This is a genomic window from Mesorhizobium sp. B2-7-3 (assembly GCF_006440715.1).
Taxonomy (GTDB): domain Bacteria; phylum Pseudomonadota; class Alphaproteobacteria; order Rhizobiales; family Rhizobiaceae; genus Mesorhizobium; species Mesorhizobium australicum.
In genome coordinates, this window is sequence record NZ_VFTY01000016.1 from 87,948 (window position 1) to 101,417 (window position 13,470).

14 protein-coding genes are annotated in these 13,470 nt (G+C 63.3%); 10 read left to right on the forward strand and 4 right to left on the reverse strand.

Annotated features, from left to right (window positions below; all coding sequences use genetic code 11):
• Window positions 1–39 precede the first annotated feature (39 nt).
• From FJW04_RS27795 to FJW04_RS27815, 5 genes are all read left to right on the forward strand, one after another.
• Window positions 40–699, forward strand: a complete 660-nt coding sequence (locus FJW04_RS27795; RefSeq protein WP_140717951.1) for a CvpA family protein — start codon at window positions 40–42, stop codon at window positions 697–699.
• 104 nt (window positions 700–803) lie between these two features.
• Window positions 804–2,273 (forward strand): amidophosphoribosyltransferase, encoded by a 1,470-nt coding sequence (gene purF / locus FJW04_RS27800; protein ID WP_015318516.1) that lies wholly within the window; start codon window positions 804–806, stop codon window positions 2,271–2,273.
• 48 nt (window positions 2,274–2,321) lie between these two features.
• The gene (locus tag FJW04_RS27805; RefSeq protein WP_015318517.1) at window positions 2,322–3,062 is read left to right on the forward strand and encodes an SDR family NAD(P)-dependent oxidoreductase; all 741 of its coding nucleotides are present in this window, start codon (window positions 2,322–2,324) and stop codon (window positions 3,060–3,062) included.
• A 78-nt stretch (window positions 3,063–3,140) separates the two neighbouring features.
• Complete coding sequence (locus FJW04_RS27810) at window positions 3,141–3,782, forward strand: hypothetical protein (RefSeq protein WP_181173075.1); 642 nt, start codon at window positions 3,141–3,143, stop codon at window positions 3,780–3,782.
• Between the two features lie 169 nt (window positions 3,783–3,951).
• On the forward strand, window positions 3,952–4,170 hold the full coding sequence (locus tag FJW04_RS27815) for a hypothetical protein (RefSeq protein WP_015318519.1): 219 nt from the start codon (window positions 3,952–3,954) through the stop codon (window positions 4,168–4,170).
• A gap of 50 nt (window positions 4,171–4,220) precedes the next feature.
• Here the strand turns inward: FJW04_RS27815 and FJW04_RS27820 are convergent, their stop codons facing one another.
• The gene (locus FJW04_RS27820) at window positions 4,221–4,724 is read right to left on the reverse strand and encodes an OsmC family protein (RefSeq protein ID WP_140617232.1); all 504 of its coding nucleotides are present in this window, start codon (window positions 4,722–4,724) and stop codon (window positions 4,221–4,223) included.
• A 195-nt stretch (window positions 4,725–4,919) separates the two neighbouring features.
• Between FJW04_RS27820 and FJW04_RS27825 the strand changes: the two genes are divergently transcribed.
• The 3 genes from FJW04_RS27825 to FJW04_RS27835 all read left to right on the forward strand — a co-directional run bounded on the left by FJW04_RS27825 (window position 4,920) and on the right by FJW04_RS27835 (window position 8,879).
• The gene (locus FJW04_RS27825) at window positions 4,920–6,437 is read left to right on the forward strand and encodes an alpha/beta hydrolase (protein ID WP_140717953.1); all 1,518 of its coding nucleotides are present in this window, start codon (window positions 4,920–4,922) and stop codon (window positions 6,435–6,437) included.
• Window positions 6,438–6,599: 162 nt separating this feature from the next.
• The gene (gene aguA / locus FJW04_RS27830; RefSeq protein ID WP_015318522.1) at window positions 6,600–7,706 is read left to right on the forward strand and encodes an agmatine deiminase; all 1,107 of its coding nucleotides are present in this window, start codon (window positions 6,600–6,602) and stop codon (window positions 7,704–7,706) included.
• 69 nt (window positions 7,707–7,775) lie between these two features.
• A complete protein-coding gene (locus tag FJW04_RS27835; protein WP_015318523.1) occupies window positions 7,776–8,879 on the forward strand; it encodes a polyamine ABC transporter substrate-binding protein in 1,104 nt (367 codons plus the stop codon).
• A gap of 13 nt (window positions 8,880–8,892) precedes the next feature.
• On the opposite strand, the gene FJW04_RS27840 is transcribed toward FJW04_RS27835, so the two are convergent.
• The 3 genes from FJW04_RS27840 to FJW04_RS27850 form a co-directional block, all read right to left on the reverse strand.
• The gene (locus tag FJW04_RS27840) at window positions 8,893–9,600 is read right to left on the reverse strand and encodes a LuxR C-terminal-related transcriptional regulator (protein WP_246674043.1); all 708 of its coding nucleotides are present in this window, start codon (window positions 9,598–9,600) and stop codon (window positions 8,893–8,895) included.
• 166 nt (window positions 9,601–9,766) lie between these two features.
• A complete protein-coding gene (locus FJW04_RS27845) occupies window positions 9,767–10,600 on the reverse strand; it encodes a glutathione S-transferase family protein (protein WP_140717958.1) in 834 nt (277 codons plus the stop codon).
• 26 nt (window positions 10,601–10,626) lie between these two features.
• The gene (locus FJW04_RS27850) at window positions 10,627–11,208 is read right to left on the reverse strand and encodes a VOC family protein (RefSeq protein ID WP_015318526.1); all 582 of its coding nucleotides are present in this window, start codon (window positions 11,206–11,208) and stop codon (window positions 10,627–10,629) included.
• A gap of 338 nt (window positions 11,209–11,546) precedes the next feature.
• Here FJW04_RS27850 and FJW04_RS27855 point away from each other — a divergent pair, with 338 nt between their 5' ends.
• Complete coding sequence (locus FJW04_RS27855) at window positions 11,547–12,434, forward strand: DMT family transporter (RefSeq protein WP_140717960.1); 888 nt, start codon at window positions 11,547–11,549, stop codon at window positions 12,432–12,434.
• 60 nt (window positions 12,435–12,494) lie between these two features.
• The gene (locus FJW04_RS27860) at window positions 12,495–13,400 is read left to right on the forward strand and encodes a DMT family transporter (RefSeq protein ID WP_140664596.1); all 906 of its coding nucleotides are present in this window, start codon (window positions 12,495–12,497) and stop codon (window positions 13,398–13,400) included.
• The last annotated feature ends 70 nt before the right edge of the window (window positions 13,401–13,470 follow it).

The following is a 13,470-nucleotide window of genomic DNA, read 5'->3' on the forward strand; positions in this document are numbered from 1 at the left end:
GTCGAGTCGTGAACAAGAGATCGGAGTGGGGCCAAAGACATGCCGATTACGCTGCTTGACGGAATTCTCGTCGGCTTCACCCTGGTCTCGGCGATGCTCGCCATGGTTCGCGGCTTTTCGCGCGAGGTGCTTTCGGTCGTCTCCTGGGCGGCGGCGGCGGCGGCGGCCTTCTTCTTCTACAAACCGGTCCTGCCCTACCTGAAGCCCTATATCGACAATGAGAAGATCGCCATGGCGGCGGCCGCAGGCGTGGTCTTCATCATCGCGCTGATCGTCGTCTCGGTCATCACCATGAAGCTTGCCGACTGGATCATCGATTCGCGCATCGGCGCCCTCGACCGCACGCTCGGCTTCCTTTACGGCGCCGCGCGCGGCGTCCTGGTCGTCGCTGTCGCGCTGCTGTTCTTCAACTGGCTGGCCGGCGCCAAGGCCCCGGCCTGGGTCACGGAAGCCAAGTCGCGGCCGCTGCTTGAACAGATCGGCGCCAAGCTCGAGAGCCTGCTTCCAGAGGACCCGGAAAACGCCATCCTCAAGAAGCTCAATCCGAATCAGCCGGCCACCGAGACGCCCGTCGCGCCCGACGCACCGGCGGCGGATGCACCAGCCGGTGGCGACGACGCCAATGCGCCGGCGCCTGACGACAACGACGCCGGTCCTGCCGACAACACCGCCAAGCCGGCGCCAGCGCCGGCGAACTGAGGTCCGAACGGGGCGTCTGGCGATCGATCCATGTGAACGATCGCATGCAGTGCGTTGCTTTCGACGCGCGACCGCCTTATATGGCGATTTTAGCGGAGCTTAAGATGGCAGACGCAGACGACGTGCTTTCCGCCGAGGCTGACGATCATTTCCATGACGAGTGCGGCGTGTTCGGCATCTTTGGCCGGCAGGACGCGGCGGCCATCGTCACACTCGGCCTGCATGCGCTGCAGCATCGAGGTCAGGAAGCGGCCGGCATCGTCTCCTATGACGGCACCCAGTTCCATGTCGAACGCCATGTCGGCCTGATCGGCGACACCTTCACCAAGCAGCGCGTCATCGACAGCCTGCAAGGCAACCGCGCCATCGGCCACACGCGCTACGCCACCACCGGCGGTGCCGGCATGCGCAACATCCAGCCCTTCTTCGCCGAATTGGCCGATGGCGGCTTTGCCGTCGCCCATAACGGCAACCTCACCAACGCCATGACGGTGCAGCGCGCGCTGCAGAAGCAAGGCGCGATCTTCTCCTCCACCTCCGACACAGAGACGCTTTTGCATCTGGTCGCGACCAGCAAGGAGCGCGACCTCAATTCGCGCTTCATCGACGCGGTGCGCCAGGTCGAGGGCGCCTTCTCGCTGGTGGCGATGACGGCCAAGAAGATGATCGGCTGCCGCGATCCGCTCGGCATCCGCCCGCTGGTGCTGGGCGATCTGGACGGCGCCTGGATCCTGGCCTCCGAAACCTGTGCGCTCGACATCATCGGCGCGCGTTTCGTGCGCGACCTGAAGCCCGGCGAGATGGTCGTCGTCACGTCCAAGGGCATTGAGAGCCTGTTCCCGTTCGAACCGCAGAAGACCCGCTTCTGCATCTTCGAATATGTCTATTTCGCCCGACCCGACTCCTCGGTCGAGGGCCGCAATGTCTATGAGGTGCGCAAGCGCATCGGCGCGGAACTGGCTCAGGAAAATCCGGTCGACGCCGATATCGTCGTACCGGTGCCGGATTCCGGCACGCCGGCGGCAATCGGCTTCAGCCAGGCGGCGGGCATTCCCTTCGAACTCGGCATCATCCGCAACCACTATGTCGGCCGCACCTTCATCCAGCCCGGCGATTCGATCCGCCATATGGGCGTCAAGCTCAAGCACAACGCCAATCGCCGCATGATCGAGGGCAAGCGCGTGGTGCTGGTCGACGACAGCATCGTGCGCGGCACCACCAGCCAGAAGATCGTGCAGATGGTGCGCGACGCCGGCGCCAAGGAAGTGCACATGCGCATCGCCTCGCCGCCGACCAGCGCATCATGCTTCTATGGGGTCGACACGCCGGAGAAGTCGAAGCTGCTGGCTTCGCGCATGTCGGTGGAAGAGATGGCCGAGTTCATCCGGGTCGATTCGCTCGGTTTCCTCAGTATCAACGGTCTCTACCGCGCCGTCGGCGAGGCCAGCCGCGACGACGAGCAGCCGCAGTTCTGCGATGCATGCTTCACCGGCCAGTACCCGACCCGCCTGCTCGACTTCGAAGGCCACGACAATGTGCGCACGCTGTCGCTGCTGGCGACAAGCGGCTCGTAGAATTGCCGGACCGTCATCAGCCTTAGCCAGAGTTCCGGAAGCCATCGCATGACCCTCGACCTTACCGGCCGCGTCGCGGTCGTCACCGGCGCCTCGCGCGGCATCGGCTATTTCATCGCCAGGGAATTGGCTGCGGCCGGCGCGCATGTCATTGCGGTTGCCCGCACCGTCGGCGGGCTGGAAGAACTCGACGACCAGATCAAGGCGGCCGGCGGCCAGGCGACATTGGTGCCGCTCGATCTCGCCGACATGGCCGGTATCGACCGGCTGGGCGGCGCCATCCACGAGCGCTGGGGCAAGCTCGACATCCTCGTCGCCAATGCCGGCGTGCTTGGCGTCATCTCGCCGATCGGTCATGTCGAGGCCAAGACCTTCGAAAAGGTGATGACCATCAACGTCACCTCGACCTGGCGGCTGATCCGCTCGGTCGACCCGCTGCTGCGGCTTTCGGATGCCGGCCGGGCGATTATCCTGTCGTCCAACGCGGCGCATTCGGCGCGCGCCTTCTGGGCGCCTTACGCGGCATCGAAGGCGGCGGTGGAGACCATGATGCGCTCCTGGGCGCATGAGACGCAAAGTCTGCCGCTGCGCGTCAATGCAGCCGACCCCGGCGCCACCCGCACCGCGATGCGCGCACAAGCCGTGCCCGGTGAGGATCCCGAGACATTGCCGCACCCCTCCGAGATCGCCAAACGCATCGTGCCGCTGGCCAGCCCGGATCTCAAAGAGACCGGCCTGATCTTCCAGGCCAAGCACAACCGCTTCGTCGCCTACCGGCAACCGGAATAAAACGCGGGTTCGAAACGGATTAAAACAGCCTTCGGCTACGTTCTTCTGACGTAGGACATTCGAAATCGGAGGACCGACATGCCAAGACTCGCCACCGTTGCCGCCACCGCCCTTGCCGCCGCTCTTGGAGCTACGGTCGGCGTGGCCGTTTCCCAAGATACCAAGATGAGTTTCTTCGTCACCAGCGTCGGCTCCGGCAAGGGGGGCGATCTCGGCGGCCTGAAGGGCGCGGATGCCCATTGCGCGTCGCTGGCGGAAGCCGCCGGCGTCACCGGCAAGACCTGGCACGCATATCTCTCGACCAGCGCGGAGGATGCGCGCGATCGCATCGGCAAGGGTCCCTGGTTCAACGCCAAGGGCGCCAAGATCGCCGATGATGTCGCCTCGCTGCACAGCGACGCCAACGGCATCACCAAGCAGACCGCGCTGAACGAGAAGGGTGAGACGGTCAACGGCCGCGGCGATACGCCCAACCGACACGACATGCTGACCGGCTCCAAGCCCGACGGCACCAGGATAGCCGACCAGACCTGCGGCGACTGGACGATGAGCGGCTCCGAAGGGGCGGCGATGATGGGCCATCACGACCGCACCGGTCTCGACGATTCGGCGGCGGCGAAGTCGTGGAATTCTTCGCATGCCTCGCGTGGCGGCTGCAGCCAGGAGGCGCTGAAAGGCACAGGCGGCGACGGCCTGTTCTATTGCTTTGCGACCGACTGAACCATGGCGGAGGCAACACGCCAGCTAGGAAACCCGACGGATCATCACGCGGCTGTGATCTGAGGGGAGAAGCCGCTGGGCGGTCATGCTTTCGTCATTTCCGAGGAGTTGTTAGGATCGAGCGAATCCCGCAACGAGAGCCCGATCTGGGCAGAACAAGGAAAACTCCATGGCTACGACCGCAGCATTGGTCTGGTATCTGGTAATCGCCGGCCCGCAGGGCGGCATGGTCGTGCTGCCCAGCACCTTCGACAAGCGCGAACAGTGCACCGCCGCCATCACCGAGTATCAGAAGCAGCCGACACCCGCCGGCTGGTCCGTGCAGTGCGTGCCGAGCGCCTCGCCCTTCACCGACGAAGGCGACGCCGAAGAGCCGGCAGCTCAGTAAGCATCAGATATCGCAAGGCCCGCGACCGCTGCCGCGGGCCTTGCGATTCATCACCGCGCGCTCACCGTCAGTTCCGGCTTTTGTTTGATGGTCTGGAACACCACGCAATAGCGCTCGGTCAGCTTCAGCAGCGAATCAATGCGCTCCGGAGGCTCCGCCGTGTCGAGATTGAAATTGAGCCGAATGGCGCGAAAGCCGACCGGCGCATCCTTGGCGACACCAAGCGTGCCGCGAAAATCAAGATCGCCTTCGGCTTCAACGGTAGCGGCGCCGAGCTTGAATTCGAGCGCCGTCGCCACCGCCTTCAGCGTCACCCCGGCGCACGCCACCAGCGCCTCGAGCAGCATGTCGCCGGAGCACAGTTCGAGCCCCGAGCCGCCTGTTGCCGGATGAAGGCCGGCGATTGCCAACGCCCTGCCCGTCTCCACCTTGCAGGCCACCGACTGTTCGTCGATCGAGCCCTTTGCCCTTAGCGTGATCAGTGCTTGCGTGGCGTCGTCGCGGTAGGCCTGCTTCAGCGGCGCCTGCATGGCCTTCAGCTCGGTTGCGTCCATTTTCGTTCCTCCGACAGGCTTTCTGCCTTGATAGCATGGTCCTGCGAGACGTGTGAGGCAATCCAAACATGACGACCCAAGCTGTCAGGAACTGGTTTCGGCGGAAACAACAGCAGTGGGCGCGCCATCGTCTGATCCCTTTGACTTCATCCGCCTCGGCCATAGCTATGCGGGAGTCTTTTCCGCGGAGGTCTCATGCGTTCCAAGCTGAAACTCGTCTCCCTTGTCCTCTTCATGCTTGCCGGTTTCGCGCAGCCTCTCCTGGCCGAAACGGCGGAGCGGCCGGCACCCGCGGGCGGCGTGCTTTCACTGCTGCCGTCACCTGAGATCACCGACCATTCGATCACCATTGGCGGACGCAGCCTGCGGTATCAGGCAAAGGCCGGCACGCTTCCGCTGCTCTCCGGCAAGGGCGAGATCACGGCGGAGATCTTCTATGTTGCCTATACGCTGAAGCCGCGGGAGAGCGTGGCGACGGAAGCACCGCGGCCAATCACCTTCGTGTTCAACGGCGGCCCGGGCGCCGCTTCAGCCTATCTGCATCTCGGCGCGCTCGGACCGCGCGTCGTGGCGACCGGAGCCGGCGGGGAATTCCTCCCCTCGCCGCAAAAGCTCATCGACAATCCCGACAGTTGGCTCGACATGACCGACCTCGTCTTCGTCGACCCGGTGGGAACCGGCTACAGCCGCGAGGCGCCCGGCCAGGATACGCACGACTTCTGGGGCGTCAGCCAGGATGCCAGTTCGATCGGCGCCTTCATTAGGCTCTATCTCGCCCAAAACAGCCGCATGGGATCTCCGCTGTTCCTCGCCGGTGAGAGCTATGGCGGGTTCCGCGCGGCACTGCTTGCCAGGACGCTGCAGGAAGATATCGGCATCAGCCCGAGCGGCATCGTGCTGATCTCGCCGGCGCTGGAATTCACCCTGGTGCAGCCCGACGAATTCGAGCCGCTGCATTGGGCTCTCGAACTACCCTCCCTCGCCGCGGTTCGCCTGCGCAGTGAAGGTGTCAGCGGCGACACTTTGCGGAAAAAGCTCGCCGAGGTCGAGCATTATGCACTTGGCGAGTACCTCAGTGCGCTCACCAGTGGGCTGGAGCAAGGCGGACGGCTGGCGGGTGATCGCGTGGCCGAGATCACCGGCCTGCCTCTCGACCTCGTTCACCGCAACTTCGCCCGCGTCCCGACCTCGCTCTTCGCAAGGGAGTTTGGCCGTGCCGCGGGCAAGGTGCTCAGCCCCTATGACGGCATGATCGCGACGGCGGACATCGCTCCCCAGAGTGCCCGTATCGCTGGCCCCGATCCGGTGCTGGACCGTAGTGTGCCGGCGCTGACCTCGGCCTTTGTCGCTTACGCGCGCGACGAGCTGAACTTTCGCACCGATGTCAGCTACCGCTTGCTGAACGGCGATATCAGCCACAACTGGAACTACGGGACGAGCGCCTCGCGCCAGGGCTATGCCGGTGTGATGGATGATCTGCAAGGGGCGCGGTCCTTGAATCCCGCGCTGGGCGTCGTCATCGTCAATGGCTACACCGATCTCGTCACTCCCTATCTGGCGTCGCGTTATCTGGTCAGCCAGATCCCGTCGCTCGCCGGCGCCAGGCCGATCCGCCTCGACGTCGTTGAAGGTGGGCACATGATGTATCTCGAACCGGACGGACGGCGCGCGCTGAAGCAGGCCGCTTCGGAGCTTTACCAGGCAACCCAGTAGCCAACGGGACATCGAGTCTCCGGGCAACCAAGGCCCGGCGCCGATGCAGGACCGGTGGCCGGTGCAGTGATCAAGCTGTCCCAAATGGGACATTGACGGACAAGGTCCCAAAACCGTCTGATCGGGCGAGGTTTCGTCATTCCATTTCCCGGTGGTCCCACAATGTCACATACGCTCTCGACCACACCGAGGCAGGATGGGTTTCGCGCCCCTGGCGAATTCGAGCCCAAATCGGGCTGTTGGCTGATCTGGCCAGAACGGCCGGACACCTGGCGGCTGGGCGCCAAGCCCGCGCAGAGGCTGTTCGCCAATGTCGCTGCGGCGATCGCACAAAGCGAGCCGATGACGGTGGCGGCGTCCAGCCGCCAGTGGCAGAACGCAAGAGCGCGATTGCCCAGCCATGTGCGCGTCGTGGAAATGTCGACCAATGATTCCTGGCTCCGCGACAGTGGCCCCAATTTCGTCGTCAATGATCGAGGCGAAGTGCGCGGCGTCGATTGGATCTTCAACGCTTATGGCGGTTTCGACGGCGGCCTCTACTCGCCTTGGGATCTCGACGACCTCGTGGCGCAAAAGGTCCTCGATATCGAGAGGATGGACCGTTATCGCGCACCGCTGATCGCCGAGGGCGGCGGACTGCAATGCGACGGCCAAGGCACGCTCATCACGACCGAGCAGTGCCTGCTCAATCGCAACCGTAATGCCCATCTCGGAAAGGCGAAGGTGGAACAACAGCTTGGCGACTATCTCGGCGTCGACAAAATCATCTGGCTGCCGCGCGGTTTTGCTTTCGACGAGACGGATGGCCATGTCGACGACCTCTGCTGCTTCGTTCGTCCGGGCGTTGTGGCGCTGAGCTGGACCGACGAGCGGGACGATCCGCAATATGAGATCGTACGCGAAGCCGAAGAGGTGCTGCGCTCGGCCCGCGACGCGCGTGGCCGTCGCCTGGAGGTTCATCGGCTGCACCATCCCCTGCCGATCGAGATGACGATGGAAGAAAGCGAGAGCGTGGACCGGGTCGATTCGACCTGGGCACGGCCGACCGGCAACCGGATCGCGGCGAGTTACATCAACTATTATCCGGGCAACAGCGTCGTGGTCGTGCCGGAATTCGGCTGCAATCTCGACGGGAAGGCAAAGCAACAGCTGGCCACGCTGTTTCCCGATCACAAGCTCGTCGGCATCGAGAACTCCCGCGAAATTCTGCTCGGAGGCGGCAATGTCGCCTGTATCACGTTACCCGTTTATGCGCCCCACCGGCGTTGAGCGGCAAGCGTGCCGAAGTGAAATCAGAACGGTGCGCCGCGTCGGCCCGCCAGGCAAAAGGAGATACCCATGCGCGCTCTGCTCTTCCCAATCCTGACCGCCGCGCTTGCCTGCGGCATCAGTTTCGGCGTCGCCCGGGCGGACGATGAGAAGGTGGTCAACGTCTACAACTGGTCCGACTACATCGCCCCGGACACGGCTGAGAAATTCGAGAAGGAGACGGGCATCAAGGTCCGCTACGATGTCTATGACGGCAACGAGGTCCTTGAGACGAAACTGCTCACCGGCGGCTCGGGATATGACGTGGTCTATCCCTCGGCCTTTCCGTTCCTGAAGAACCAGTTGAAGGCAGGCGCTTTCCTGCGGCTCGACAGATCGAAGCTTTCAAACCACTCGAAAATCGATCCGCAAGCCTTGTCGCTGATCGCGGGCGCGGATCCGCAGAACCTGTACGCCGTGCCTTACATGGCCGTCACAGACGGGATCGGCTACAATGTCGCTGCCGTCAAGCAACGGATGCCGGATGCGCCGACAGGTTCCTTCGCCATGGTCTTCGACGCCGACGTCGTCAAGAAATTCTCCGATTGCGGCGTCGCCATGATCGATGCTCCGGCGGAGATCATTCCTATGGCTATGAACTATCTCCACATCGATCCCAGGTCGACCAATCCGGACGACCTCGCCAAGGTCGAAGAGCTGATGGGCAAGGTGCGGCCCTATATCCGTTACTTCCACTCGTCGAAATACATCAACGACCTGGCGAATGGCGACATCTGTGTCGTGCTGGGCTGGTCGGGCGACATATTGCAGGCCAAGACCCGTGCGGCGGAATCCGCGAAGAAGCTGGAGATTGCATATTCCATTCCAAGGGAAGGCACGCTGATAAACTTCGATACGATGGCCGTGCCGAAGGATGCGCCGCATCCGGAGAATGCCCAGGCCTGGATCGATTTCAACTTGCGGCCCGATATCGCAGCGGCCAATTCCAGTTATGTTTCCTATGCCAATGCGATCCCGGAATCCCTGCCGCTGATGGATCAGGCCGTCGCAAAGGATCCCGGCGTTTTCCCATCCGACGATGTAAAGGCCAAGCTGTTCGTGGTCGAAAACAACGACGCAAAGCTGCTGCGACTGCAAAACCGCATGTGGACACGCGTCGTGACGGGACAGTGAAGCTGGCGAACCATCAGTTGGGCGAGGCCTTCCAGCCTATGGCCAACAACTCGATCTGGGAGTGCACACCGAGCTTGCGGTAGACCTGCTTGATGTGGTTGCGCACGGTGCCGGGTGAAATTGACAGGTTTCGCGAAATCGTCTTGGCGCTGCCACCCTCGATCAGGAGCCGCGCGATCTGCCTTTCCCGGGCGCTGAGTTGCGACCCCGCGGCTTCGATTGCGGAACCCTTGTCGCGAAGACGGCACAAATGAAGCAGCCTTTGCAGAATGAGCTTTGTCGCGCTGCTCGCCGCGCCGGCCACAGCCAGATCACGCTCGCCAAAACGCGGTGCGCCTTCCCGGCGAAGAAAGGTTACATAGCCGGCGGTCAGTCCGTCGAGGTTGAACACGCCGGTTATTTCATCGAAGCTGCCGGAGGGCCCGTAGAATTCGCAGTAATACGGCGTGCGCTGGAAATCGCCTTGGCTGAGAGCCGACAACGGCAGCAGGAAATCCTGTCTGGTGCTGGCGAACCTCTGGAAGAACGGATCCTGGCGATAGACGCGCGCATCATAGTCGCGGTTCCAGCGATCGGGTCCGGCATCGTCGATGGTCAGGGATGTTATGTCGCGACGATAGAAGCCAACGTAGACACGATCCGAGCCAAGCAGCACCCTTGCCGCCGCGCTGAAGCGGGCCGACAAGTCTTCAGGCGTTGCCGCCAAGGCCGCGGCGGCCACGCCACCACTCCAGCGTTCAAGCCGGTCGAGAGAAAAATTCGACTGCATCCGCGCCCAGACTAAAGCAAGCCCCGCCAACTTCAAGCTCGCGGGGAACCGCGAGGGAGCCGGTAAGATCAGTCCCGCGGCCGCTTCCGCAGCTCATCGCCCCATCGACTGGTTGGACTCACGCCTTGGCCTGCGACCTCACATGGGCGATGTAGCCGCGAACGTCGCCGGCCGGACCAGCATAGGCCTTGCCGAGCTTCTTCTCCATCGCAGCCATGTATTCCTTCGCCCATTTGGGCAGGGCGTAGTCAATGACGGCGAGGAATTCGAGCGTCGCCGCAAGACGGATGTCGGCGATCGACGGGCTCTTGCCGCCGATGAACGGCTTGCCGTCGCGGAAGAAGGAGTGGAAGACCTCGAGCGGCTCGGCAATGGCGGCGACCGCGGCCTTCTGTGCCTCCGATTTCCTGTCTGGGTGGGCGTCGCTGTGACCGACCTCGCCGGCATATTGCGGGAAGCCGAGCGCCGGATAGGTGGCGCGCGCGACATAGGGATAGAGCGTGCCGATCAGATAGAACATGGCGCTGTCTATCATCGCCCGCTTGGCTGGCGCCTTCGGGTAGAATTTCTCCAGCCCATGCTTGTTGGAAAGATATTGCATGATGGCGCAGCTCTCCCACAGCACGCCGCGCGGCAGGCCCTTGTCCTCGATCATCGGCGTCAGGTGGGCCGGATTACGCGCCATGTATTCGGGCGAGCGCGTGTGCCCCCACGCATCGGTCTCCGCATGGTCGAGCCCGGCGGCGCGGGCAAAGACGCGAACGGTCATGTTGTTGACGCTCGGCTTCAGCATGCTGATGGTCAGCGCCGATTTCCTTGCCGGTTTCGCCTTGGCCTTGGCCGCGGTCTTGCCGGCGGCCTTTGGCGCCGTCTTGGTCGCAGCTTTTGCTGCCGCTTTTGCCGCTGGTTTGGCGGCCGGTTTCCCTAAGCTTTTCGCCACTGCTTTTGCCACGTGTTCCTCCCTTGCCTGTTCAGCCTTCAGTATGGATTTTTGGGCGCCCGGTCCGCCGACAATGTCGCGCGCGCGCGTTCCACCAGCGCCTGGATCGCATCAGCCAGATGCACCTCGGCGATGTTGTAGTCGCCACGCGTGACGCGAAGCTTATGCGCCTCCATCAGCACATCGGCATGGGTGAAGCCTGCAGGCGGCTCGAAACGATAAGAGGCAAGCTCGATCAGAAGGCCGAGCGGATCCTCGAAATAGATTGAATCCATGAAGCCGCGATCCTTGACGCCACTGTGTTTGATGGCGCGCTCGTCGAGCCGGGCGACCGCCTGCAGGAAAGTGACGCGGGACACCGAAAAGGCGATGTGATGCACGCAGCCCGGGTCGGTCGGGGTGCGGCGCTGCACGGCCGTGCGGGTCTCGTCGGTGAAGATGGTGATCAGCCGGCCGTCGCCCGGATCGAAATAAAGATGGCTTTCGCTCGGCTTGTCGAGATTGGGCTGCTCGAAGATGAAAGGCATGCCCAGCACCCCTTCCCAGAAATCGATCGAGGTCTGGCGACCGGCACCGACCAGCGTGATGTGATGGACGCCTTGCGACTGCAGTTTCTGCATCGGCCTTCTCCCCGCAATATCCGCTCTGGCAAAGGCGGCCCGTCACGCCGCGCCCGCGAATGCTACATGTGGCATGATCTGAGCGCCAATTCGCTGTCCGTCCCCCCGGCGTTCTGCGCGCCTGCCTTCGTTTCCGGCTTTATGAGATGATGCTAAACCAATCGGCCGTGCCGCGCCAGAAGCCGCAGCCGGGACAGGCTGCATTTCGCGCCACTGCCGCCTGCCCCAAAAGCAAGCGCGGTCCTGGAGCAGCGCCGTGCGGGATTTCGCCCGTATAGCTGGCTGGTGCGGAGCCGACAGGGGCTGGGGCCGCCTTCACTCAAGCAGGCGCACGCCTTATGGCCGATATCGCCATTCTCGATACACGCGAAAGGATCTTCGCCGGAATCCTGCTGACGGGCGCCGCCTATTTGCTGTTTTCGACGCAGGACGCCTCGATCAAACTGCTGGTCACCAGCATGACCGTCTGGCAGATCATGTTCTTCCGCAGCATCACCATTCTTGGCGCCTGCGCGGTGATCGGCGGGCGGCCGCTGTTCGCCGACACGGTGCGCTCGCCGATCGTGCGGCCGATGCTGGTGCGCAGCGCCTTCACGCTCGCCGCCTGGCTCTGTTACTACAACGCCGCCCGCAGCCTGCAACTCGCCGAACTGACCACCGTCTATTACGCGGCTCCGATCATCGTCACCGTGCTATCGGTGGTCCTGCTCGGCGAAACGGTGCCTGTTGTGCGCTGGCTGGCGGTTCTGATCGGCTTTGCCGGCGTCTTTGTCGCCTGCGATCCCGCCCATCTTGGCCTGTCCGTGCCCGTGTTGCTGGTACTGACGGCGGCTTGCCTTTGGGGCATCGCCATCGTGCTTCTGCGCAAGACGGCGCTTGCCGAGCGCTCGACGATCCAGCTCCTCCTCAACAATTTCTATTTCCTGGTTTTTTCAGCGGTGCCGGCGCTGTCGTGGTGGCATACGCCGGACCCGGCACAATTGCTGCTTCTTGCCAGCGTCGGTGCGCTCGGCGGCCTGGCGCAATACCTTCTCTTCGAAGGCATGAAGCGCACGCCGGCATCGATCCTGGCGCCGCTCGAGTACACCTCGCTGTTGTGGGCGTTCGCGCTCGGCTTCGCGATCTGGGGCGACGTGCCGCGCCGCGAAGTGTTCCTGGGTGCCGCCCTTATCGTCGCCGCCGGCCTGCTGATCGTCGGCGGCGAACATTTCCGCAAGCGGCTTTGACTTGGATGGTCACTACTCCCGACGCGACGATGTCAGGACGAGGCAAGGTAGGCTGCCGGCATGAATGAGATCACGGCCACCGCGGAAACCACCGAACGCACGCTGGGTATCCTGCTGGTATCATCCTCGGCGGCGGTATTCGGGCTGACCGGCGTGTTGACCAAGTCGATCCATGCCGATCCGCTGACGATCACCTGCTGGCGCGGCTTTGTCGGCGCGATCCTGATCAGCCTCTACGTATTGTGGCGCCGCCGCCGTGCCGGCAACCGTGAACCGCTGCGGCTTGGCTGGCGCGGCTGGCTGCTAGCCGTCGAAGGCGCACTGGCCAGCATCGCCTTCATTTCCGCTTTCAAGTTCACTTTCGTCGCCAATGTCGCGGTCATCTACGCGACGTCGCCCTTCATTGCCGCCGTACTGGCCTGGATGCTGGTGCGCGAACCTTTCCGGCTGCAGACGATGGTGGCGGCGGCGGTGTCGCTGTGCGGGGTCGCCATCATGGTGTGGTCGGGTTTTGCCACCGGCAATTTGTTCGGCGACGGGCTGGCGCTGCTGATGACGGCCGGCAGCGCGCTGTACATGATCATGGTTCGCGCGTTCCGTGACACGCCCGTTGTGTGGGCCGGCGCGGTTTCGGCCTTCCTGCTGTTCATACTCGGATGGTTCGTCACCGATCCCCTGGCGGTCTCATCAAGGGACGCTATCCTGCTTGCCACCTTCGGCGCGTCCTTCGCACTGGCTTCCATTCTGTGGACGGAAGGCTCGCGGCTGATCCCGGCGCCTGAATCGGGCCTGCTCGGTTCGGCGGAAGTGCCGTTCGCGATCCTATTTGCATTTCTGTTCCTGGCCGAAATCCCGCCGATGGCCAGCATCGTCGGCGGTGCCATCGTGCTCGGCGCCGTCTTTGCCCATGCCGGCCGCGACTGGCTGAAGGCACGCTCGCGACAGGCGTCTTCAAATATTTCTTAAAAAATTTCGGAAGTCACGGAACCATCACCGTGCCCGGACATTATTAGTGTGACGGGCCACCCCCCAAGTC